Origin of the sequence: Vibrio campbellii CAIM 519 = NBRC 15631 = ATCC 25920 (assembly GCF_002163755.1) — a bacterium.
GTDB lineage: Bacteria > Pseudomonadota > Gammaproteobacteria > Enterobacterales > Vibrionaceae > Vibrio > Vibrio campbellii.
This window is the reverse complement of record NZ_CP015864.1, coordinates 1,084,649-1,107,677: the sequence shown is the minus strand read 5'-3', so window position 1 is coordinate 1,107,677 and position 23,029 is coordinate 1,084,649. Positions and strand designations below refer to the sequence as shown.

Below are 23,029 nucleotides of genomic sequence, written 5' to 3'. Positions count from 1 at the left end.
TTTGATTAGCTTAACTGCTGAACCAACGGTAACCCGCTCGACAGGCTGTTAAATGGAATCGCCATCGAATGACACTGCTGTTTGATGGCTTGCTGATGCTTAACGAAATGAGATTCCAACGCTTGGCGCTGTCCTTTCGAACCGAAATTAAACCACTGACTTCGATGACCATCGGATGCTTTCGCCTGGCCTCGGAAGTCGGTTTCGCCTCGCTCAAGAGGATCATAAAACTGCACTGCACGAACGCTGTTGTGTTGCTTTAATCGACGCAATTGAACCAGCTCTTTCTCCTCAACTTGAGCAAAATCACTCAGCAGAATAAGCTCACTGCCTTTCGGCGTTAGGTTGTGTAGCGTTTCAATTGCGTTCATGTAAGGCAGCGTACGTGTGCTGTCAGCTTGTTGATTCGTAAGCAATTGATTGTGAGTATTCACTATCGCGTCAAGAATTCTCAGCCCTTGCTTTTGTAAAGAAGAAGGGCGGAACTCAATACACTGGGAACCATCATCTATCACCGCGCCGATGCGGTCTTTCTTGGCTAACGTCAGCCAAATCAAGACGCTAGCGAAGTGTGCCATTTGAACTGACTTCAATACATATTGCGATCCAAAGCGCATGCTTGGGCTCAAGTCGATGTACAAGATCACCGCTTGCTCTTTGTCTTCAGCAAACAACTTGGTGTGCGCTTTTCCCGTTCGAGCCGTGACTCGCCAATCGATGCTGCGAATGTCATCACCCGCTTGGTATTGGCGCACTTCCATGAAGTCCATACCACGACCTTTTTGACGGCTGGTATGGTTACCACTCATTTGCGACCAAATACTCTGTGCTGGTGGCAACCAACGAACCGATTGAGTGCGATATTGAAGCAGCTCTTCAAGGGTTAATGTCACCCCATTCGCATGAGGTGGCAATGCATATGATGCAGACATGTCACCTACCTACGTTATGCGCTACCTACAAGGTTAAGAAGCTTGTCGATAACCTGATTTGCTGTAATGCCTTCTGCTTGAGCGTGGTAGCTAAGCAGCAGACGATGGCGTAGTACAGGGTAAGCCATGGCTTGAACATCTTCTGGTGAGACAAAGTCACGACCTGCCAGCCACGCATGAGCGCGAGCACAACGGTCAAGCGCAATCGTCGCACGTGGACTCACACCCATAGATAGCCACTTCGCAAGCTCTGAGTCGTAATCGCTTGGCTGTCGAGTCGCCATCACAAGACGAACGATGTATTGCTCGATTGCGTCTGCCATGTGGATGTTGAGCACCTCTTTGCGTGCGGTGAAGATGTCTTCTTGGCTCAAGCTTGGGCGTTCAATCGCCGCTTCGCCTTTTGCCTCACCACGGTTGATGCGCAAGATAGCCAACTCGTGTTCCGCATCTGGGTAGTCCACATCAAGGTGCAACAAGAAACGGTCGAGCTGTGCTTCTGGCAGCGGGTAAGTACCTTCTTGCTCGATTGGGTTTTGCGTCGCCATCACCAAGAATAGCTCTGGGAGTGCGTATGTGTTTCGTCCTGCTGTCACTTGCTTCTCAGCCATTGCTTCAAGCATTGCAGCTTGCACTTTAGCTGGCGCACGGTTGATCTCATCAGCAAGGATCAGTGAGTTGAAAATAGGACCGGACTGGAAGGTAAATTCGCCCGTTTCTGGACGGAAGATATCGGTACCCGTCAAATCGGCTGGCAGTAGGTCTGGTGTGAACTGAATACGGTGGAAATCACCTTCTACACAATCCGATAGGGATTTCACCGCACGGGTCTTAGCCAATCCTGGAGGGCCTTCAACCAAGATATGCCCATCGGCAAGTAGAGCAATAAGTAGCTGTTTAACGAGATCATGCTGACCAATGATCTGAGACTCTAAGTAGCTTTGAAGAGTTTCGAAGTTTGTTTTGTGCATTTTTTGGACTCTCTGGTATCCATATGATTCTTGTTTTGAGTATTGGTCACTTCTTCTAAGGGAAAAGTTCCAGTACGCACATGCAATTTATCTTTTCAATATTGGGTTATTGCTATGTTTTACAAGGTCATGACAATGACTTAGGGCTACGGAAAGCCCTAACCTTAACAAGTGCTCATAGTGCGTGTTTCAATGTCAGCCAAAAATTGTCGTCTTCGTCAGCATTTAATGAAACTGTCGCCTCTTTTGTGATGTTGTGTCCAACCTGTGTCACTAACTCAACCCTCAGCTGTATCAAATTGCTATTCATGAAATCAGCTTTCGCTTCAGGCTTTTAATGGAGTGGACGACGGAGTCTGTTTTGTTAAAAAACGAATTCAGAGTCGCGAAGTTGTTGTCTCTTGTTAGCCGTTTAAATGCCCCACATGGTGAGCACACTCCAATTGTGTACACGCAAGATAAACTGACCCACCTTTCACGATGTACGCGGCAAACATTGAGCCGTTCGCTACAACAACTTGCTAAGCAAGGCATCATTACTATCGGTTATCGTCGTATTGAGATAGTCGACGATGAAAAGCTCAGTGCGTTCATTCTTGAGGGGATGCCAGATTAAGCATAGCTATCTGATAATGACAGTCACATTAATGAGTGAAATTATATTACAAAACAATATATTACATTGTTTTTGCATAAAGTTGTGAGAATTTTCTCTAGTTTTGTCAGATAAGGCCGATAAAAGTGTCATGCTGTGCATAGTAAATTTGTATGCGCAAGGTTGCATTTATTCAGAATGCAGATAACTAGTGATTCTTTTAAAGGTCCAGATATGTTGAAACTTAGCTCCTTGAGTATCAAACAAAAGGTTGTACTCGGTATTACATTTGCAGTGCTTGCATCAACGATTATTGTAGGGGTGATGGCACAGCGTCATGCGCGAGACGTATTAAGCCATCGCCTTATTGATATTGAATTGCCTGCGATGTTGCAGCAAATCAATACGGAGATTGACCGTGAAGTTGTACAGATGCAGCAAGCGGCGAAACAGTTGGCGACCAATGAATTTGTTGTTGAAGCACTATCGACGACAGACCGTAACCCAACAGTCGAAGCGCAATTAGTTCGCCAACTAAATAACGTAAAGTCCCAATACCAGTTGAACGATGCTTCTGTCGCGAACAGACAAAGTGCTTATTACTGGAACCAAAACGGTTTTCTACGTCAGCTTAATCGCTCGCAAGATGCTTGGTTCTTTGGATTCACCTCTTCTGGCCAAGATACGTCTGTAAGCGTATTTCAAGAGGCAAATGGCGACGTAAAAATGTTCGCGAACTACCAAAACGTCAATGGCATCTCAATGTCTGGCCTGTCCAAGTCAATGGACGATATGGTTTCGTTACTAAATGGCTTTAAGATTGAGAAAACAGGCTACGTTTTTCTGACCAATAGCAAAGGTGATATCCAGATTCATCGCCAGCAAGGTAAGAACCAAAGCTCTATCAACCAATTGTTTGGTCGTGAAGCTTCTCAGTTGCTCAACAAAAATCACTTCAATTTAGTAACGACAGAATTTGAAGGACAGGAGATGTTTGTCTCGAGCTTGTACGTGCCTTCAATGGACTGGTTTGTCGTTGGTGTTGTACCAGTAAACGAAGTATTTGCTGACCTAGATGCAACCGCCGAGAAAATGTTATTCACAACAGCGATCGTCGCGCTGATCTTCATTGCGATGGGCGTTCTTCTTGCAAACAGCATTACCAACCCAATTCGCCAAATTGCTGACCGCTTCACTGATCTTGGTGAAGGTGAGGGTGATCTAGCTCAACGAATTGAAATCAAAGGCAACGATGAGATCGCTCAACTCTCTAAAGGCTTTAATGGCTTTATTGAGAAGATCCATGCAACCATGAAGGAAGTGTCGCTAACCAGTGGTGCTTTAAGTCAAGCGGCAGACAGTGTTTCAAATAAAGCAACGTCTACGCATGATAATAGCCAAGAGCAACGTGACCAGACGATTCAGGTAGTAACGGCCATTAACCAGATGGGGGCAACGATCAGCGAGATTGCTTCAAACGCAGCAACCGCAGCTGATACGGCAAACCAAGCGTCTGATAATACGCAGACTGGCCGCCAAGTGGTGACGCAAGCAAAAGAAGTGATTAGCCGCCTTGCTGGTGATGTGGAAACGACAAGCATGGTAGTGACCCAGCTTGCAACAACCACCAAAGATATTGGCTCTATTCTGGATGTGATTCGCGATATCTCTGAGCAAACCAACTTACTTGCGTTGAACGCAGCGATCGAAGCGGCTCGCGCGGGTGAGCAAGGTCGTGGCTTTGCGGTGGTGGCTGATGAAGTACGTAACTTAGCGTCACGTACGGCTGATTCGACCGAAGAGATTCAGAAGATGATTAACCAACTTCAAAGTGATGCACAAGATGCAGTAGCTGCAATGGAAGCAGGTAAAGCGGTGACATTTGAGGGGGTGGCTTCAACTGATGAAGCTGTTGTTGTTCTAATGAATATCTCTGAACGCATTGCGGATATTTCGGATCGTAATACTCAGGTTGCAACGGCAACAGAAGAACAATCGACAGTGGTTCATACCATCAACCAGAACATCGAAGAGATTAATGCGATCAATGAGATGACGACAGCGACAGCAGAAGAACTTGCTGGTGCAAGTCGAGATCTGCAAGAATTATCATCTCGCCTAGATAAGATGGTTGGTAGCTTCAAGCTGTAGAGTTGGATAGAATAGACCTAGTTTACAAGTTTAACGACTCGATATTTAGGTAAGTACTATGAATGATTTCGAAAAAGAACTAGCACAGATCTCGCAAGAAGCATCTCAAGAGCCGGAAGTAAAGCTACCAACTCTTGAAGAGCAGAAGCAAATTGCGGCAGAGCTCAAGAAGTTAGAAGCTGAAGGAAAACTGACTCCAGAAATCCTTGAGCAATACTTTGGTAAGTTCAATCAGAAAAATTCAGTACCAGTGCATTAATAAAGGGGGAGTTTGATACTCCCTTTTTCATACCTATCAATTTCCTCACACCTTTTATCTACATACCAATCAATAATTTAGCCTTTGCTACTACTTTTTTTCATACTTGACAATAGTGCCTCTCTAACTAAATCTATGCCTTATTTCACTCAAAATGACTAAGGGCATCGATCAAGATGGAGAATCAAAATACAAGGAAAGTGATCTTAATAACGGAGGACAGCTTACAGTCTTCACTGTTAAAAGATGTGCTAGAGACTAAGCTCAACATCAATGTTCAGTTGATCTCTCCTGAAAAGCTCGATACTCAGCCTGAATCGGTCAGTTCAATCTCTGCGATATTGTTAGATTACAGTGTGATATCAGAAGAGGTCTTCTCTCGTTACATGGAGTTTAAAAAAACGGATCTCAAAGACACGATAGAAGTTCTTATTAACTGCGATAAATCGATTACAACTGAAGAGTTGTTTGTTTGGCAATCATTGGCTGGCATCTTTTACACTTCAGACGGCATCAGTACATTACAAGCTGGAATAGGAAAAGTATTACAGGGTGATATGTGGTTTAGCCGGAAGTTTTCTCAGCAATATATCACCCATTTACGTCGACACAGTAGACCACTTAATAAAACCGTTCCCACAATTTTGACCAAAAGAGAACAGCAAATTATTACCTTTTTATCTATGGGGGCTTCGAACCAACAAATCGCAGCGCAGTTATTTGTGAGTGAAAATACTGTCAAAACTCATCTCCACAATATCTTTAAGAAGATTGAAGTGAAAAACAGAGTGCAAGCATTAATCTGGGCAAAAGAGAATATTTTTGATATGCCGCTGGCAGTATAAACCAGAAAAATAATACGGTTATATTTGATAAAATGCGATGAATATCTAGTAATTTAGAGCGTTCGATAAAAAGTGTTTCTTTTATGAGAAACACTTTTTTTGTTTCTGATTTTTGTGAAAATACAATTCAAAAAAGTAGCAAATATCTCTAATCTATCACCTAGCACTTAAATATGAGATTAGATGCTTAATGATAATTATTAAATTGATGCCAGTGAAAGTATGAGAAAGACTATGGAACAATATAAGGACCAGCCAGAAATCCTAATGATCACTCAGCAAAGTCTGCAGAGTGAAAACTTCAAGGAGATACTTTCTAAGAGAACAGAAACAAAAATAACCATCATCGATAGTAAAAATCCAAGTTACCACGAGTTGATTCCTGAACAGTATTTCTTACTAGTCGATTTTTCAGTAGATATCCCTTCTGACACTTTAGTTTATCTGAAAGATAGTGAGAAAGTACTTGGGACCATTATGTTGAATTTAAGTCATGAGCTAGATACTGAAGAACTTGTGTCTTGGCCTCAGCTAAAAGGTATATTTGGCCCCAGTGATTCAATGGATAAGTTATGCCAAGGTTTAAGTGCGATCGTCAATGGTGATAATTGGCTATCGCGTCGTTTATTGGAGCAGCTTCTTACTTACTATAAAGGTAAAGAGTCTAACTACATTATTGAGCCAGCAATAGAAGTAGAGCTTACACGTAGAGAGGTTCAAGTTCTTCAGATGCTTAAAGATGGTGGTTCTAATATGGAAATAGCGGATTCACTATTTATCAGTGAGCACACGATAAAATCACACCTATATAATATTTTCAGGAAGATTGAAGTCAAAAACAGAACGCAAGCAACCAGTTGGGCAAAAAGAAACCTTTAGTACTTTTAGTACTTTTAGTACTTTTAGTACTAGGGTCAACCTTATGTATTTAAAGGTTATTATCTTTTAAAGTACCAAATATGAACGTTTATGTGTCATAACCCGACTAAAATATCATCCCATATTCAAACTTGTTCTGAATGCTTTGTTTATTAGACTTTTCACGTCTGGAGCCGTCTTTACCAGATTTGGAATTAAAAGGTCTATTCAAATATAAAGCCAAGAGGGACATACAATGAGCACAAATGACACATATCTCGGTGATGCGGGCGAAAATCACGAAATCGCTGATTTCGATGGTGGTAACGATGTATTCATCGGTTTCGGTGGTAATGATTCATTCGTCGGTGGCGGCGGTGATGACTTTGTCGTTGGTGGGGCAGGCAATGACCGTCTAACAGGCGGTGCTGGAGACGATATTTTGATGGCTGGCACAGGTAATGATTACCTAGGCGGCGGCACTGGAAGCGATTTGCTACTCGGTCTGTTAGGTGACAACAAACTTAACGGTGGTGTTGGCGAGGATCTGCTTGTTGCTGGTTCAGGCGACAACATCTTAATCGGTGGTTCAGGCGCAGATAAGTTTATTTTCACGGATAAATTTGAAGGTCATGGTGAAGCTAAAGTGGTTGATTTCACAATCGGCGAAGATTCTTTGCACATCATCAGTGAGTCTGTCACATCATTCTCTGATTTAACCATTAGCTACGACGCTAAAGGTAATGCTGTCTTTACTGATGGCGCAGATCTGACTGTCAAATTGATTGGTGTTACGCAAGAAGACATCAATACCTATGGCTGCGACTTGTTCATCATTTAAGTCATCCTATTGGGCGCTAGCGGTTTTAGCGCCTAAATATAAAAATATGTGGAAGTAATCGTGCAAAATACGGTTTTCAAAGAAGTTAAACAAAAACTATGCACGCTGACGGGCCTGCTGATTGGTTTTAGTTTATTTATAAATTTATTAGTGCTCTCTATACCTCTGTACATGTTGCAAGTGTACAACCGCGTTATCTCTTCCTACTCGATTGATACCCTCTTTTTATTGACAGTGATTGTTTTGGCAGCGCTTTTAACTATGTCGCTGATTGATATCGCGCGAGTTCAGATGAGTAAGTCGTTTGGGTATTGGATTGATTCAAAACTTTCGGTATTTATGCTCAAACGAAGCATTCAGTACCAAACACACACGGGCAAAAGCTATACATCTCAGGTGTTAAGAGATATCCAAAACATTAAAAGCTTCCTCAGTAGCCAAGCGCTTTATCCTTTGCTTGATGCACCTTGGACCCCGGTTTTTATACTTTTCGTTTATTTGCTGCACCCTGTTTTGGGCCATATTGCGTTAGGGGGGGCAATTGTTTTGTTTAGTTTGGGCGTGATCAATGAGCTCGTGACTCGAAAAACCATGCAAGAAAGTGAAGTTCGATCGATATCTCACATCAATCAAGCAGAAGTAGCGACTCAAAACGCGAATTCAATTATGGCTATGGGCATGATGAATGCTTTTCTGGAAAACTGGTACTCACGTGTTAATGAGTCTAATCAACTGGAACAACGTGTTACTGGTAAGTCGATTTACCTCGCTAACTTTTCGAAGTTCGTACGCGGCTCCCTTCAGATATGCTTATTAGGAGGTGGTGCTTGGTTGGTCATCCAACATGAGATTACCGCAGGCGCGATGATCGCCAGTTCTATTCTAATGAGTCGCGCACTCTCTCCGATGGAGCAAGCAATCGGTACATGGCGCAGCGCGATGTCCGCCAGAAATGCTTACAAGCGTTTATGGGAGATTGATCGGATTGTTAAACAAGATGAATCTGACATGCCTTTGCCTCGTCCAAAAGGTCACTTTGAACTAACGGGGTTAGCTTATCGTCACCCAGGAGTATCGGAACCTGTTTTATCAGCGATATCACTGTCGATTCCGCCAGGTGTTTCTGTGGGCGTTATTGGCCCTTCCGGAACGGGAAAGTCAACGTTTGCAAGACTACTACTCGGAAATATCAAACCTTTGGCTGGCAAGGTCACCTTAGATGGTATGGAAGTATCAACGTGGGCTTCAGAAGACAGAGGTGCTCACTTTGGTTATTTAGCTCAGGAAGTGGAGTTATTCCCCGGAACAATTCGAGACAATATTGCTCGATTCAAAGATGAAGACCCGGCAAAAGTGATTCAAGCTGCTCAACTTGCAGGGTGTCATGAACTTATTCTTAAGAAAAACAAAGGCTATGACTTTACCATCGGAGAAAATGGCCGCGGCTTATCCGGTGGAGAGCGACAACGCATTGCTCTGGCAAGAGCCGTTTACGGTGACCCTTCTGTTGTCGTGTTTGATGAAGCAAACGCGAACCTAGATGGAGAAGGTGAGGCGTCATATCAACGTCTAATAGCACACCTCAAGTCTCAAGGCTCAACAGTGGTTGTGATTGCTCATAACCCAAGTACGTTAAGGCAAATGGATCGACTTCTGTATTTAGCCGACGGACGAGCTAAGTTATACGGAGCGCGAGACGAAGTGTTGAAGCGTTTGATGGGGGAAGATAGAACAGATATACCGAGGGTGCGAAATGAGCAATCAACTGCCAACCGTTAATGAACTTGCAGCAGAAAAAGTATTCCGCTTTTTGCCCTCTTCGGAGCTTCACTTTAAAGGCCCGATTTTATTAGGTGTCTTAACGTTAAGCCTGTTTCTTGGAGGGTTAGGTTATTGGTCTGCCACGGCGAAACTGGAGAGTGCTTCTATTGCTTACGGTGATCTGTCGGTATTGAGTAAGCGTCAGGAAATCCAACACTTGGAAGGTGGCATTATTGAAAAGCTCTATGTTCAAGAGGGCGATTTAGTAGAGAAAGGACAAGTGCTCCTTCGGCTTTCAAAGCGCCAAGCCAATGCGAAACTTGACTCTCTTGGCGGTCAGTATATTCATACGATTGCTAAAGAAAACCGTTTGAATGCGGAGTTAGATGAGCTACCGGACATCAACTGGGCTCGTGACCTTGAGACCATTCAAAATGGAGAAATTGTCGCCGAGGCCAAGTTGGTCCAAAGCAAGATTTTCGAGGCTAGGAAACGCTTTTTTGACAGCAATTTAAACATCATTGCGCAAAGTATATCTGGCGCAAATTTAGAGCTGGATAACCTCAGTGAAACGAAAGTTATTGAACGTGAACGCTTGAAGTTTATTGAAGAAGAGATAGCCAGTAATCAAGCGTTGGTACAGAAAGGTTTCTCTGGAAAGTCGGCGTTACTTCAGCTCAAACGTCTTGCCGCAGAAGTGCGTAGCACGTTGAGTCAACTTGATCGCCAGTCGCTCACCGTTAGTAAGCGGCTAGATGAAAACCAAGCAAAGATCGAAGAGCTAAAGCTAGAGCGACTCAATGAAATTGTCGAGGAGCTACGCAACACCAAAAAAGAGCTCGTCTCTATTCGGGAGGAATACCGTTCAGCAAAAGACATAGTGGCACGTACCGACATTGTCGCTCCTATTTCTGGCAGAGTCGTCAATATGCAGGTCTTTACTGAAAAAGGTGTCATTGGTTCGGGAGAGACGTTGCTTGAGCTGGTTCCTCAAGATGACAAGCTGCTGGTGGAGGCTCGCGTGAATCCCCAAGACATCGATTTAATTACACCGGGGCAACATGCTCAAGTTCGTTTGACGGCTTTGAATGCGAGAACACTCGCGCCCTTGGATGGTACAGTGTTAACGATTTCAGCAGATAAATTGTCTGAACAGAACCAAGATGACTTTTATCTTGCTCGCATCGCCTTGTCTCAAGAGGACGTCGCAAAGCATAGGTTGACATCAGGTATGAATGCAGAGGTACTGATTTTATCTGATCCAAGGACACCGCTGAGTTATTTGGTTAAACCATTAACGGAAAGTATGAATCGGGCATTCAGAGAAGATTGATGGATAACTTCTGTTTGAAATCTCACCAAATTTTGTAGCTGCAGATAATCCATGTAAAGTTTATCTCAGGACGGGACAACGAATTAAAATTAAGAAGCCGACACTCAGTCGGCTTTTTTATGCATTTAAAGGCGTCAAAGCATGCTGGAATGAACTTGTTGACCTTGCTCTGTCAGTGAGTAAATTCGCCCATCTTCTTTGATAACTAGACCACTGTTGACCAGTTGCTTTAGATGGAAGTTGAATTTGGTATGATCTTCGATACCGACGACTCGACACAGATCCATGAACTTCATTTTGCGATGGATTTTTAGTTGCTTGATAACCGAGCGGCGAATCGGGTTGGAGAGAGCACTAAAGATTTGGTCATGCTTCCTCTCATCGAGAGGAGATTTTGGTGACCGTTCAGCATGGACTCGCCTTAAGGTGACAGATAGAGCTGAGAGATTGAATGGCTTAGTGAGAAACTCATCCGCTCCTTTTTTCATGGCGTCTACCGCTACGTCGACTGTAGCAAATGCAGTGGTGATGATAATGCCAATGTTGGGATGTTGCCTTCTTAAGGTAGAAAGGGCCTCGATACCGGTCATCCCCGTCATTACGACGTCAAATAGCGCTAGGTCGAAATGTTGTTCACTGGCGATGTCTAATGCATCTTCTGCATTATCACACGCGACCACTTCAAATGATTCCAAGGTTAATGCCTCAATGAGAACCTCTCGCAATTCAACATCGTCTTCTGCAAGTAAGAGTTTTAGTGTCATTCAATATTCCTTGGTAAGCGGATTTCAACTGTCAAGCCGGAAATATGGCCACTCTTCTCTGAGTTCCTCAAGTCTAGCTCGCCACCGTGTTGTAAAATAATTTGATTACTGATTGCCAATCCCATTCCTGTGCCTTCACCCCTTGGCTTTGTGGTGTAGAACGGTGTTTTCGCTTTGGCAATTTTGTCCAGTGGCATCCCAGTCCCCCAGTCGGAAATAGAGAGGATCGCCATCAGTTTGTCTTGATACGTTTCTATATCGAGTTGCTTGTGTTCTTGGCTAGCGTCAATCGCATTGCCAATGATGTTGGTCACTACTTCTTCCAATTGACCTGCATCACCTAAGACACTAAGCGTATTATCTAGGGATGTGCTTACAGCAAAGCCTTCTAAACGGTATTGGTTCAGAGAGAGAGCCTGTTCAACGACCTGTTGTAGTGAAACGATTTCTCGCTGAATCGGTTTATGGTGAGCATAGTTCAGAACCTCATGACTGATTTCAGCAGCCCGTTCTAATCCTTGCCGAATTCGAGCCAGATGACGTTGACTAGCCTCGTTGTCGGGCAGTTGTTTTTCCAACAAATCACAACTCATGGTCGCGCTGGAAAGCGGTGTCTTGATTTCATGAGCGACAGCGGAAGTCAGTTCACCAAGTTCTTTAAGTTTGGCATCTTGTTGAGAGATTTGGATGTTGCTTTCGAGCTGCTTGCTTTTCTCATCATCAAATACGCGTAATGCAATCCAAAGGGTGCACAAAATAGAGAGCGCGCAAACCATTCTCACGATCAGCACCCAGAGCCCTAAATCAACCGTAAGTAAGCCTGCTGAAATGCCGTATGCAATGAGAGAAAGGCCGGTCAGTTTAAAGGGTAGTGAAGCACCATGACCTTCTTGTTCGAGAATATTGGCGTAACTCATCATGGCTAATCCTGAAATTAGCCCAGAACCTAAACCAAAGATCCAGCGGACTTGATTCGCAGTATCGTGAATATAAATGGCGTACTCTTTGTTACCAAAGCGGATGACCAAACTAGCAGCAAACAGAGCGATAACTGCTACGGCTCCGTATTCAATGGCTTTGATGTTTTTCCAATCAGTGAGGCCAAGCATCTTCCACGCAAAAGCGCCGAGAGCAATGAACGAAAACAAAAGTTTGAATACCTTGAAAGTCTCTACGCCTTTGGTCAAGGTAAATTCGTGTTCATACATCACCAAGTAAAGTTCTGACCACTCATGGAAACCATGTATGAAACCGAACAACGCAAGGATGGGCAAAGCAGACGCAATTGCGATCCGGCTTTTTCGTAAATCCCGAAACAAAATTGCAAAAAAGATGGCGAAGAGAGCTAAGCCATAGAAGAGGTAGATTTTGAAGATGAGTAACATATCCATGGTTTCAGTCTAAATTGCGTTTTTATCAGTAGCAATAAGGGATATTTGCAATCTTATTGTGGAAAGTTACTTGTATATTCGAAGCGATTTTCAGGGTTGAGTGAAGTTAACTTATCAATGTTATGGCTAATTTGATAGGAAAGTTACCCAACAGAATAGGGATACAGCTCATTTGATATTATTCCGTTTCTGGTGAAGGTATTTTGGTCGTTTTTGCTTTTATTTCTATTTTTATGAGTGGTAGCACTCTAAAATTGTGGTTATTAAAAACAATTAAGAACTCTGTATGTATAAAGATAAAGTGGTCGTGATTACTGGCGGTAGCCAAGGTATCGGTCAACACCTTGCTCTTGCCTACCTTGAGCAACAAGCAAAAGTTATCGTGCTAGACATTGCGCCCAATAAGAATCCAGATATGGATTTTCACCTCGTTGATTTAGTCCAATTGATTTAAGTCACAAAGGCCACCGCGACGTGAATTACATATGGTGATTTCCGGGCATTTCGACTTCGATAAATCCATCATTCGCGAAGCCGATGCGGCAAGCCTAGATGCGTTCATTCGTGATATTCAAGGCTTGAGCGGACGCATCACGATTGTTGGTCACACCGATTTTAAAGGCTCTGACGAATATAACGAGAAGCTGTCTATGCGCCGTGCTGAATCGGTAGAGGCGTATCTTCAGCAACAACTCAACCCAGAGAAATACGATTGGGAAGTGAAGCACGTTGGTGAGTCGCAGCCGCTAGCGTTGGGTAAATCGGATCAAGCTCGCGCCGAAAACCGTCGTGCTTACGTGATGTTTGAAGAGGCGAAGAAGTACGAAGAGATGCTTTTCTGTGAGCCGCCAAAACCAGAACGTAAGATCTACATGGCGATGACGCCGCACTTTGATTTCGATAAGTCGGAATTAAAACCGGAAGATCTTTCACAATTAGATGTCTTCATCGCAAAACTGCAAGGTTTAGAAGGTAGCATTATGGTGGCTGGTCATACCGACCAAGTGGGCTCGCTCTCTTATAATGAAGAATTGGCGGAGCGAAGAGCGCAAACCGTGGTGGCGTATCTCAAGACGAAACTCGATCCATCGCAGTTTGCTTGGGAAGTAAAAGCCTTTGGTGAACTTCAACCTGTGATCAACGAAGAATCTCCAGAAGCCAATGCTTTAAACCGCCGTGCGTTTATCGTATTTAAAGAAAGCGAACTGGGGCAACCGACTGAGTAATTTGGTAAGGTTGTCCTCTCGCAAGCTAGCTATCTGTTTTCTGAGCGATAGTTAGCATGAAAGGTCAACCTATCTAAACCAAACAGGGAGTCGGGTAATGGAGAAAGTGCAGTTAGTCGTCGATTTTCTTCTCACTCACAAAATTTTATTTTCCGCATTAATCCTGCTGTTTATCATTGTTCTACGTCGTTTGATTCTGTCTCGAATTCGTGGCGACGATGCCTTCATTACGGAAGAACAACGCAGCTGGATGTCGAGAACCAAAAACGGCATGTTCGCGCTTACGCTGATCCTGTTGTTCATCTTATGGCAATCAGAAATCAGCGAGTTCGCCCTAAGCGTCACCGCTATTGCAGTGGCGATTGTTGTTGCATCTAAAGAGATTATTCTTTGTTTTACCGGTTCGATTCAACGAGCCAGTTCGCGTTCGTTTCGCATCGGTGACTGGATTGAAGTCGGCAAGCTGTGTGGCGAAGTGATTGAGCACAACATGATGGCGACAGTGATTCAAGAAATCGACCTACATCATGGGCAATACCACTTCACGGGGAAAACCGCGACGTTGCCTAACAGTATGTTTTTCACCTACCCAGTGAAGAACCTCAACTTTATGAAGCGTTACGTTTACCATGACTTTTCTGTTGTGGTGAAAGACTTCGTCAACCTATACCCGCTTTTGCCGTTACTGACCGATAAGATTGACGATCATTGCAGTTATTTTGCTGATGTTGCACACCGTTACAATGCGATGATCGAGAAGCACGCTGGTGTCGATCTACCGGGTGCTGAGCCGCACATTCATATCTCAAGTAACATCAACGGCGAGCAAATCCTGCATATCATGATTTTCTGCCCGACTGACAAGGCAAACCATTTAGAGCATCTGATTCGTAAAGACTTTATGGAGCTTTATGAGCAGCGATTTAATTTTATTGGAGCGCAGAGTCCCAGCTCAATAATCACGAACTCAATCTAAATCCTCTCCAATTAAAGTTAGGAGGATTTTTGTATTTCTATGGATGACTTTGGTTTTGGCCATTCTTCTATTGGCTACATGTCAAAATAAGATTTCGATGAAGTGAAAGTTGACGGGTCGTTGGTGCTTAATCTCAACAAAAAAATGCTCGCTAACTTTTTAGATTAATCACGAAGCTGGTAAAAATTACCGGAGCCATAACTGCTGTAAAAGGGAGACAAATTGCCTCCCTTTTATTGACCTTACATGAAGTGTCCACGTGTTCAAATTTATAGTTAGAACATCCCGAGTGGAGAGCTATTTATATTAGCTGAAATTTACCTTTCATGATTGCCCAGTGGCCAGGGAAAGAGCAGAAGAAAGAGTAATCACCTTCTTTTGTCATCTTCTCTGTGCTGAAGGTGATAGAAGTACTTTCACCGCCGCCCACGACTTTAGTTGAAGCATAAACACGTTCATCGTTTGGTTTTATGTAGTTGTTTTCAAGGCCCGCAGACATACCGTCTGTACCTACGGCTTGTAAGTTAACTGTATCTGTTATCACAACGTTATGCCCCATGGACTCAGCGGCCAACTTGCCAGTGTGGTTAAGCGTAAGTTTCACTTCTTTACAAGTCGCTGGAACGCTGAGTGTCTCGGCAGAAAACTTCATCATGTCGTTGGCATCAATGGACACTTCACACTCAGTGCTAGCTTGTACACCAAAACTTGCACCTGTTATGGCGAAAGCCACTGCTAGTAGACGTAAAGTCATATAGTACTCTCCATATTTTGTTGTAGATTTATATTGATTCAAATCAGTCAAATGCATCTCATTATCATTGAATATCCAATTTAGAACTGTGCGTCAATACGAGTATTGCGATTTTGTTTGATTGTTATACTTGCCAGTCCCACTGCGTGATCATTCATCAGCATGATTTGGTTTTACAAAATTAAGAATTGTGATGTGAGTTACAAATAACAGATGGAGAGTGTCTACGATAAGAGATAATTCAGTTTGCTTGCCCCTGGGCTGAAATTATGGGACATCTTTGATTGATTACGGATCTCTTCCTTAAGTCTCGGAGGAGGTGTTTTTCTGGGTTCTTCGGACCAGCTTCACCGGAGGAAGATTCTAATTCATATAAGCCAGGGCCAACAGAGGGGTGGATTCAGTTCGAATTTCCATCTTTGCCAAACTGAGCAGATACGTTGACAAATTTGTGATGTTCAATCCCACCAATCACAGTGCGCAAAATTATATGGTCATAGTTGGAAATGAAGATTGAAGAGTGGGTAATGGAAAACTTTCCAAGAAGGCGCCAAAAGGTGTAAACACGTAGCGTATATCTTCGGGCTCATCAGAAAAAGAGTAGGTTGGGTGATATGGTAAATTATTTTGAGCAAGAAGTTACGTAATCCCCCAAGGACGACCATTTTCTCCTTCTCCTTTATTCCGTCTGTAAATAATGAGAGGCAATATTTTCAAGTTGTGATTAAGTGTTAATGGTAATTATTATCATTTCAGTCTATGTTTTAACCAGTGCTTGGTGAGAGGCGATAATGAAAAAGATATTAGACCAGTTAGTAAAGAGAAAAATGAATGTTGGAAAAGCAACAGATAAGTCTTCACAACAATCTAATTGGCAACACTGTGGTCATATTTATTATTTGCTTGATACGCTGAAGTTAACTTACGAAAGCCATTGCGGACGCGTTACGTATGAAAAGTTGAATCTCGACACTCTCCACGAACTGTGTGCTGAGCTTCAGAGGGGCCAACACATCGCACCAAAAAAAACGGCATATCTACCAGAGCTTTTCAGTTTGTCTGTCTGTGGTGTGTGTTGGGAAGAATTAGGCTCTCAAGTTCGCATAAAAGCGATTCCTGAGGCTGCGTGCATTCGCTTTGAGAGCATCGATAACATTGCTTCAGAAGCGAAGTTTCAAACGTCTTATCGGTTATCTGACGATGGCATTATCCCACTTGCTAATCAGGCAGGGTTCGATCGAGCTGTTCGCCGCGTGACCAATATTTCTGTCTCTGATTTCATCCGATTCTTGAAAGCTTGTAACACACATATTCCTCAACATTTTGTAAGCAAGTTGGCTATTCGTAGTGAAAACTTTGATTCAATTTTTACCCCAACAGAGTCTCATTTGCTTAGCCAAACTCTTGAACAAGAGAGCCTGATTTATTTCAAATAGCTCACCCAGGATGCACTCTTGTAAGAAAGTATTCTGAGTATTATGTTGTCTAAATTGTTGATTTAAATCTAAATAATTGTAAGGTATAGACAAGTTCTTATCTCGATTGTCACCAGAAAATATATTTGTCTTATCCAACGCACACTTTCTGAATTTTGAGCTATAGTCCCAGTTTTTTTGTTTGCTTACCGATTGCGTACGAAATGTCATCGAATTGACGAGAAAAGACGCTTTATTTTTGGCGCTTTTACACCTGTAAGTTGAGTTGCATTTAGTTATATCTGTCCGCTTCGACGCGAAAAAAATCCACTTATATAATGCCTTCATTTTTATTTTCAGCCCTAAACCACCTACTTCAGTAGGTGGTTATCATCCGTTTCGGCTTTGCCTGTAAAACTACTCATGCTAAATGCGTCTTTGATTTTTCCAGAAGTCAAAGAGGACAAATAACATGAGTAGATACAATCAAGCTTCCCACGTATTTTGGCGATGTCAATATCATATAGTGTGGACTCCAAAGTATCGATTTAGGATCTTGAAGAACAATATAGGTAAAGAAGTTTATCGATGTATTTATGTTTACTGTAATCAACTTGGATGTGAAGTAGTAGAGTTAAATATACAAGTTGACCACGTGCATTTAGTAGTAAAGATTCCACCAAAGCTATCGATATCCAAGTTGATGGGGGTATTGAAAGGCAAAATAGCCTTAAAGCTATTTAGTAAGTTTCCTCATCTCAGGAAGAACAGGCTTTGGGGTAATCACTTTTGGCAAAGAGGCTATTTTGTCGATAGTGTAGGAATCAATGAAGAAATCATACGCCGATATGTAAGACACCAAGAGAAGCAAGAGCGAGTAAAGCAGCACCAGTTGGCGTTGGATTAAACAAAGGCCCCCTTTTAGGGGGCTCACACAAAGCCACCTTCTTTAGAAGGTGGTAATTTACTTTTTTTGTATAAGTTATTAATTATTAATAAGAATAAGCCAGCTATCATGCCAAGTGTTTTAGCTCGGGCGATCGGTGGGGGGGCCTGCTGCACACGCAGGAGTGATCACAAACGCAACTATCGTCGGCTAAGAAAGCCAGCGGTGGAACACTTACAAAGTGATCCCGAACGACGGTTTAAAGCCGGTTGAACTTCGTGATGCGAAAGTGACGTTTGATTCAAACCTGTCAATGTCTACACCCTCTTGGTCTGCGACTGGCATCAGCAACAAACCAGTTCTCTTGTAACTGGATGGCGTCAGAAGCTGGTGCAGTTAAGCTAGAAGCGATCGCAACAGATACTCAGAATCTGAGGGCGAAAGCTGGTGTAAACATCACAGTTGAAAAAGTAGAAACACCGACGGCTGCGCAAGCGGCGAACTACTTCATGGGCAGTGCTCAAACTGGAACTACTACAATGAGTAGAAGAAGTACTTTAATAGCGGTCTACAAGGCTCTCAATTTATTGGTGACGTTTTAGGTATCGTTAACCGTAGTTGTCATGATTTGATGTGTTCGACTGGTGACGTTCATAACGTGTAAGAGCGCCGTGATAACTTCAAACTGGTGCTACAAAAGCTAGGACTTGGTCCTCGCTAATTCAGATAGAACAACATCGATGAGTCAAAGCCACCGCTGAAAAGTGGTGGTTTTTTTTGCATTCGGCTCAGACGCTTAGTTTTTATTTTTACGTTTCTGTAATAGTTATTTTCTTTTTCTGCTTATTATCATTTATTTTCAACTCAATATAATGCTCGTCATTCCGAACGTATTTACTGCGTTTATGATTTTTATCTTTCGATGAATGGTTTCCAGGAGGGGGAGTATGTCGAATTTTGTTGTTGTCGGTGGTGGTGCTGCAGGCCTAGAAATGGTCACGCGTTTAGCGAGCAGTTTTTCAAGTAAATCTGGCCACACCGTCACTTTGGTTGAGCCATCTTCTCATCACTTATGGAAACCAAGACTGCATGAAATTGCGGCGGGCACGTTTGACAATGAGCTTGATTCGGTGGCGTTTCGCCTTCATGCTGCTTGCCACGGCTACCAGTATGTTCAAGCGCGCATGTCAGGATTAGACCGAGCAAACAAAACGATTACCGTGAGCGCTGAGTTCTCACCAGAGCAAACATTGAAATTCGATTATCTTGTGATTGCGGTTGGCGCGATCAGTAATGATTTCAAAATTCCGGGTGTGAGCGAACATTGTTTGTTCTTGGATTCTGCCTCTCAAGCAGAAAAAGCATGGGAGCAGATGAAACAAATGATGGCGAATGGTGGTGCTCACCGTGTGTCTATTGTGGGGGGCGGTGCGACTGGTGTCGAGTTGGCGGCCGAGTGGGCTAAAGTGAGCAAGCAATTAAACCGCTATCAAAATGATACTCAGCTTTCTATTACGCTTATTGAAGCCGCAGACCGCGTATTGCCCACAAGCGCTGATTGCATGTCTGAAAAAGTACTCAAGAAACTTCAAAAGCAGGGCGTTAACGTCCGCTTAAACGCAAGGGTTAAGCGTGCAGAAGCGGATCGCATTGTAACAGAAAATGAGGTTATTCCTGCTGATCTACAAATTTGGGCGGCAGGTATTCGATGCCCAGACTGGTTAGCGAATCTCGATGGTCTGGAAAGCAACCGTATTAACCAACTTAAAGTGTTACCAACGTTGCAAACCACTCTTGATGAGAGCGTTTTTGTCATCGGTGACAGTGCTGAATGTCCACAAGAGGATGGACGTGTCGTACCACCACGAGCACAAGCAGCCAACCAAGCAGCGGCGCATTTGGCGAAGCAGTTTAAGCGCTTGGTGAAAGGCAAAGAGCTTAAGCCGTTTGTATTCAAAGATGGTGGCATGGTAGTAGCACTTGGGCATGACTACGCGGTTGGCGCGTTGATGAATGACAAAGTCGTGTTACGTGGACGCTATGTTCGTCGTTTATACGACACCATTTTTAGACTACATCAACGTGTCATTTTTGGCTGGTTCCGAGTATCAGCGTTGGTTGTGCTTAAACGCGTAAAAGGTTTATTGAACCCTTATTACAAAGGCTCTTGGTCTTAATCCCAGTCAGTATTATTCGTTTCTGTCTTTTCACTATTATCGAGCGCCCAAATCATAACGATTTGTGGCGCTAGGTGTTTTTTTATGCGTCATTTGCAACTTTCTTTACCTGTTCAACTTCTTATTTCTGCTTTGCTTGCTTGGAGTGGGGCTCAAGCCATCCTTCTACTCGTCGAGAATGGTATTGCAGATAAATCGCTATTGCTGTCGAGTGATTACTATCAAATTTTGATGTTGAGCAAAACGGTCTACCTAGGTTTGCTTAAGATGGTAGTGGGCTTGATGGTACTGTTCTCCCTTGTCGAGGGTATTACCAATATCGGCTCAACCTTACGCCTTAAAGCATTGGGTGGACGAACGCTGCTTTTCTACAGTTTCACGACTCTAATCGCCATCAGCTTGGGGCTTGGTGCCTCTTTGGCATTGCCAGCATGGGAGCCGCTCAGTCAGACTATTCCTGTTGGCAGTGATGTTCGTTTGATTGATGAGCAAGGAGCTGGTGGGGCAGCGATATTGACCAATCTCGTCAAGATGGCCATGGTCAATCCTTTTGCTGCATTGGCGAACGGTAACTTACTGGCGATCGTAGTTTTCTCCTTTATGGCAGGCGTTGCGATTTTGCTTTCTGTACCATCAGGTCATCCTTTACTGGCGGTGATTTCGGGGTTAAACAAAAGCATCAACACCATGATTCGTGGTATCGTTAAACTATCTCCGATTGCTATTTTCGCGATCGTGCTTGATATCACGTTGACCTCGAGTGGCAATCTGATTCAGCAACTTGCGCTGTTTGCTTTGCTGGTGTTTGTGCTTACTATGGTGCACGGGCTAGTCGTGTTACCGACGATTGCTAAGGTTATGACGGGGATTTCGCCGGTTACGCTGTTTAAAGCGATTTCAGCACCGTTAGCCATGGCGTTTGCGACTTCCTCAAGTGCAGCTGCTCTGCCTCTTGCAAAGCAAAGTGCGGAAGACAATTTAGATGTCTCACCAGAAGTCAGCAGTATGGTGCTGCCACTCGGTTCTGTGATGAACATGGACGGGACGGCGCTATTTGAAGGTGTTGCCGCGATTTTCTTGGCGCAACTGTTCGGTGTGGATTTGAGCACGACTGGATTGGTGATGATTTTTATCATGGCTATGGTCTCTTCTGTCGGTGCTCCGGGCATGCCTTCTGGCTCTATGTCAGGTATGCAGTTAGTGCTGTTAGCAGCAGGTATTCCACTGGAAGCGATTGCGATTTTATTGGTGATCGAAAGACCGCTGGATACCTTCCGCACTGCCGTTAATGTGGAGGGGGATTTAGTCGCGACGCTTGTGATCGACCGTTGGCAAAAGAAGACGACGGTGGATTCACAATCTCTTGACTCGTCAGAGATGCTAGTGGGCTAAAAGCAAAACGCACTCTCAATGGAGAGTGCGTTTTTCGTTGTTCTGAACTTAGATGAGCGAAAACGGGCTACGCTTTTTTAAGCTCGAATAATGCGTCATGCAGTGAAGGAACGATCGCATGGCCAAAATCACGCACTTCTGCGCAAGGCTCAACAAGGTCTGGGATTTGGAAAGTGACCATGTTAGCTGCTACCGCAGAGCGTACGCCATTATTGGAATCTTCAAAGGCAAGACATTTGGTTGGGTCAACGTTTAGTCGACTTGCTGCAAGCAGATAGATCTCTGGATCTGGCTTTCCATGTGAGACCTCACAGCCCGTGGTTAAGTTGTCGAAATACTTGCTCAAACCCGCCAGATCCAACTTTTTTCTCGCTACTTCTTTTGCAGTAGAAGTCGCAACGGCAATGGGTAAACCTTGCTGTTTTAGCCACTCAAGCAGTTCTACCACGCCTTCTTTTACTGGAATGGCTTGATGTTTTACAACCGCATCGTAGCGAGTGCGCCATTCGTGATGAAGGCGATCTAAATCATCACCGTAAGCTTTGCGGAAAATGACCTCAATGCCCGCCGCGTTGCGACCAATGATTGAAAGGTAAACGTCTTTGTAGAATGGGAGGCTTTGTGCCCCACACGCTTCTTGGAAAATGCGCATGCACACTCGCTCTGTATCGAGGAGCAGTCCATCCATATCGAAAATAGCAGCTTGATAATTCATTACGTTATGACTTGTCGATTGAGATGGCGCATTTTGACATAAGCGGAATCGATTTTCTTGTGCAATTCGATCATCATCAACTTTTGGTTGAATAAAGACAAAAGTGGGCAAGCGCTGTTCCATACTAAGAAATAATTTAAGACTGAAATCGATATTGCGCTAATTTGTCGGGAAGAAGCGTTTACGACAATCTATTAAAATAGCCAGAAGAGCAGAGATCCGCCTCTGCTCTTTTTTGATTTCGAGAGAGGGGGTTTAAGTCCTTCATGGGTTTATTCTGTGATTCTAGTCACAAAGCAATTCCTACCTGTTAATTCAATAATTGTTATGTTATAACGTTATGCCTGCTAAGCTAGTTAATACCGCTTATATCTTTGTACGCGGACTGCTGGTACCGGCGAAAGAATAAAAGTGATTTTAGGTTTGTTGCTCGTGCCGGGCGATTAATACCCGTTTAGAAAGATGGAGGGGTCCAATCGATTTTTTCGGAATATTTACTGGTCTTGCAACCTTTTCCAAAGCGATATCAATCTTGGTATCGCTTTTTTTCTGTCTGTAGAAAACAAAATAAAGTTTAAGCGCATTTGGCAAGCGTTCGTTCTAGAAGGGGAAATAAAACCGATTTTTACTGAGTTGATTTGCTGTTAATTATATGAATAAAAAGGATTTTATCCGCTTCTAGAGTGAGTTTAATCCTGATATATGGATCTAATATCACAAATTTTTATATTTAAGTTGTTTCATATTTGTTGGGTGGGTTAGTTTCCCTCTCGAATCTAACGAGGAG

At 43.4% G+C, this 23,029-nt stretch carries 21 protein-coding genes and 2 pseudogenes; 17 read left to right on the top strand and 6 right to left on the bottom strand.

The annotated features are described in order from the left end of the window. Positions 1 to 5: 5 nt before the first annotated feature. Both A8140_RS21040 and A8140_RS21035 read right to left on the bottom strand, forming a co-directional pair. Positions 6 to 932, bottom strand: a complete 927-nt coding sequence (locus tag A8140_RS21040) for a DUF58 domain-containing protein (RefSeq protein WP_005536033.1) — start codon at positions 930 to 932, stop codon at positions 6 to 8. Positions 933 to 946: 14 nt separating this feature from the next. Next, the gene (locus A8140_RS21035) at positions 947 to 1,903 is read right to left on the bottom strand and encodes an AAA family ATPase (protein WP_005536031.1); all 957 of its coding nucleotides are present in this window, start codon (positions 1,901 to 1,903) and stop codon (positions 947 to 949) included. A 361-nt stretch (positions 1,904 to 2,264) separates the two neighbouring features. On the opposite strand from A8140_RS21035, the gene A8140_RS21030 reads away from it, so the two are divergent. The 8 genes from A8140_RS21030 (at position 2,265) to A8140_RS20995 (ending at position 10,546) form a co-directional block, all read left to right on the top strand. Then, positions 2,265 to 2,519 carry a helix-turn-helix domain-containing protein gene (locus tag A8140_RS21030; RefSeq protein ID WP_005536029.1) on the top strand — a complete coding sequence of 85 codons (255 nt, stop codon included), beginning with the start codon at positions 2,265 to 2,267 and terminating at the stop codon, positions 2,517 to 2,519. A 213-nt stretch (positions 2,520 to 2,732) separates the two neighbouring features. Then, the gene (locus tag A8140_RS21025; RefSeq protein WP_005536027.1) at positions 2,733 to 4,649 is read left to right on the top strand and encodes a methyl-accepting chemotaxis protein; all 1,917 of its coding nucleotides are present in this window, start codon (positions 2,733 to 2,735) and stop codon (positions 4,647 to 4,649) included. 58 nt (positions 4,650 to 4,707) lie between these two features. After that, the gene (locus A8140_RS21020) at positions 4,708 to 4,908 is read left to right on the top strand and encodes a restriction endonuclease subunit S domain-containing protein (RefSeq protein WP_005432140.1); all 201 of its coding nucleotides are present in this window, start codon (positions 4,708 to 4,710) and stop codon (positions 4,906 to 4,908) included. A 176-nt stretch (positions 4,909 to 5,084) separates the two neighbouring features. Next, complete coding sequence (locus tag A8140_RS21015) at positions 5,085 to 5,753, top strand: LuxR C-terminal-related transcriptional regulator (RefSeq protein WP_005536024.1); 669 nt, start codon at positions 5,085 to 5,087, stop codon at positions 5,751 to 5,753. Between the two features lie 222 nt (positions 5,754 to 5,975). After that, the gene (locus A8140_RS21010; RefSeq protein WP_033000626.1) at positions 5,976 to 6,632 is read left to right on the top strand and encodes a LuxR C-terminal-related transcriptional regulator; all 657 of its coding nucleotides are present in this window, start codon (positions 5,976 to 5,978) and stop codon (positions 6,630 to 6,632) included. Between the two features lie 235 nt (positions 6,633 to 6,867). Then, on the top strand, positions 6,868 to 7,452 hold the full coding sequence (locus A8140_RS21005) for a calcium-binding protein (RefSeq protein WP_005536019.1): 585 nt from the start codon (positions 6,868 to 6,870) through the stop codon (positions 7,450 to 7,452). A gap of 60 nt (positions 7,453 to 7,512) precedes the next feature. Next, complete coding sequence (locus tag A8140_RS21000) at positions 7,513 to 9,231, top strand: type I secretion system permease/ATPase (RefSeq protein WP_005536017.1); 1,719 nt, start codon at positions 7,513 to 7,515, stop codon at positions 9,229 to 9,231. Continuing rightward, complete coding sequence (locus tag A8140_RS20995; RefSeq protein ID WP_038863479.1) at positions 9,206 to 10,546, top strand: HlyD family type I secretion periplasmic adaptor subunit; 1,341 nt, start codon at positions 9,206 to 9,208, stop codon at positions 10,544 to 10,546. The genes A8140_RS21000 and A8140_RS20995 overlap by 26 nt, the downstream gene beginning before the upstream one ends. 134 nt (positions 10,547 to 10,680) lie before the next feature. Here the strand turns inward: A8140_RS20995 and A8140_RS20990 are convergent, their stop codons facing one another. Together A8140_RS20990 and A8140_RS20985 are read right to left on the bottom strand one after the other, a co-directional pair. Then, a complete protein-coding gene (locus A8140_RS20990; protein ID WP_005536608.1) occupies positions 10,681 to 11,310 on the bottom strand; it encodes a response regulator in 630 nt (209 codons plus the stop codon). Next, the gene (locus tag A8140_RS20985; protein WP_005536606.1) at positions 11,307 to 12,701 is read right to left on the bottom strand and encodes a sensor histidine kinase; all 1,395 of its coding nucleotides are present in this window, start codon (positions 12,699 to 12,701) and stop codon (positions 11,307 to 11,309) included. Before A8140_RS20985 ends, A8140_RS20990 begins: the two co-directional genes overlap by 4 nt. Before the next feature lie 286 nt (positions 12,702 to 12,987). Between A8140_RS20985 and A8140_RS20980 the strand changes: the two genes are divergently transcribed. From A8140_RS20980 to A8140_RS20970, 3 genes and pseudogenes are all read left to right on the top strand, one after another. After that, positions 12,988 to 13,155, top strand: a complete 168-nt coding sequence (locus A8140_RS20980) for an SDR family NAD(P)-dependent oxidoreductase (RefSeq protein WP_005536604.1) — start codon at positions 12,988 to 12,990, stop codon at positions 13,153 to 13,155. Positions 13,156 to 13,198: 43 nt separating this feature from the next. Further along, positions 13,199 to 13,927 (top strand): annotated as a pseudogene (locus tag A8140_RS20975) (OmpA family protein); the annotation flags it as partial. Between the two features lie 97 nt (positions 13,928 to 14,024). Further along, complete coding sequence (locus A8140_RS20970) at positions 14,025 to 14,903, top strand: mechanosensitive ion channel family protein (protein WP_005536600.1); 879 nt, start codon at positions 14,025 to 14,027, stop codon at positions 14,901 to 14,903. Between the two features lie 301 nt (positions 14,904 to 15,204). Here the strand turns inward: A8140_RS20970 and azu are convergent, their stop codons facing one another. Then, positions 15,205 to 15,657, bottom strand: coding sequence for an azurin (gene azu / locus A8140_RS20965; RefSeq protein WP_005536598.1), 453 nt, complete (start codon positions 15,655 to 15,657; stop codon positions 15,205 to 15,207). Between the two features lie 791 nt (positions 15,658 to 16,448). Here azu and A8140_RS20960 point away from each other — a divergent pair. The 6 genes and pseudogenes from A8140_RS20960 (at position 16,449) to A8140_RS20935 (ending at position 21,527) form a co-directional block, all read left to right on the top strand. Then, positions 16,449 to 17,093 (top strand): hypothetical protein, encoded by a 645-nt coding sequence (locus A8140_RS20960; RefSeq protein WP_227740722.1) that lies wholly within the window; start codon positions 16,449 to 16,451, stop codon positions 17,091 to 17,093. Positions 17,094 to 17,544: 451 nt separating this feature from the next. Further along, complete coding sequence (gene tnpA / locus A8140_RS20955; protein WP_087490668.1) at positions 17,545 to 17,979, top strand: IS200/IS605 family transposase; 435 nt, start codon at positions 17,545 to 17,547, stop codon at positions 17,977 to 17,979. 108 nt (positions 17,980 to 18,087) lie between these two features. Next, a pseudogene (locus tag A8140_RS25740) lies at positions 18,088 to 18,307 on the top strand (Ig-like domain-containing protein); the annotation flags it as partial. Further along, on the top strand, positions 18,255 to 18,560 hold the full coding sequence (locus A8140_RS20945; protein WP_005536879.1) for a hypothetical protein: 306 nt from the start codon (positions 18,255 to 18,257) through the stop codon (positions 18,558 to 18,560). The pseudogene A8140_RS25740 and the gene A8140_RS20945, both read left to right, overlap by 53 nt. A gap of 345 nt (positions 18,561 to 18,905) precedes the next feature. Next, the gene (locus A8140_RS20940) at positions 18,906 to 20,135 is read left to right on the top strand and encodes an NAD(P)/FAD-dependent oxidoreductase (RefSeq protein WP_005536877.1); all 1,230 of its coding nucleotides are present in this window, start codon (positions 18,906 to 18,908) and stop codon (positions 20,133 to 20,135) included. An 84-nt stretch (positions 20,136 to 20,219) separates the two neighbouring features. Next, positions 20,220 to 21,527 carry a dicarboxylate/amino acid:cation symporter gene (locus A8140_RS20935; protein ID WP_005536875.1) on the top strand — a complete coding sequence of 436 codons (1,308 nt, stop codon included), beginning with the start codon at positions 20,220 to 20,222 and terminating at the stop codon, positions 21,525 to 21,527. A gap of 67 nt (positions 21,528 to 21,594) precedes the next feature. Here the strand turns inward: A8140_RS20935 and A8140_RS20930 are convergent, their stop codons facing one another. Continuing rightward, complete coding sequence (locus tag A8140_RS20930) at positions 21,595 to 22,242, bottom strand: HAD family hydrolase (RefSeq protein ID WP_005536872.1); 648 nt, start codon at positions 22,240 to 22,242, stop codon at positions 21,595 to 21,597. Positions 22,243 to 23,029 lie beyond the last annotated feature (787 nt).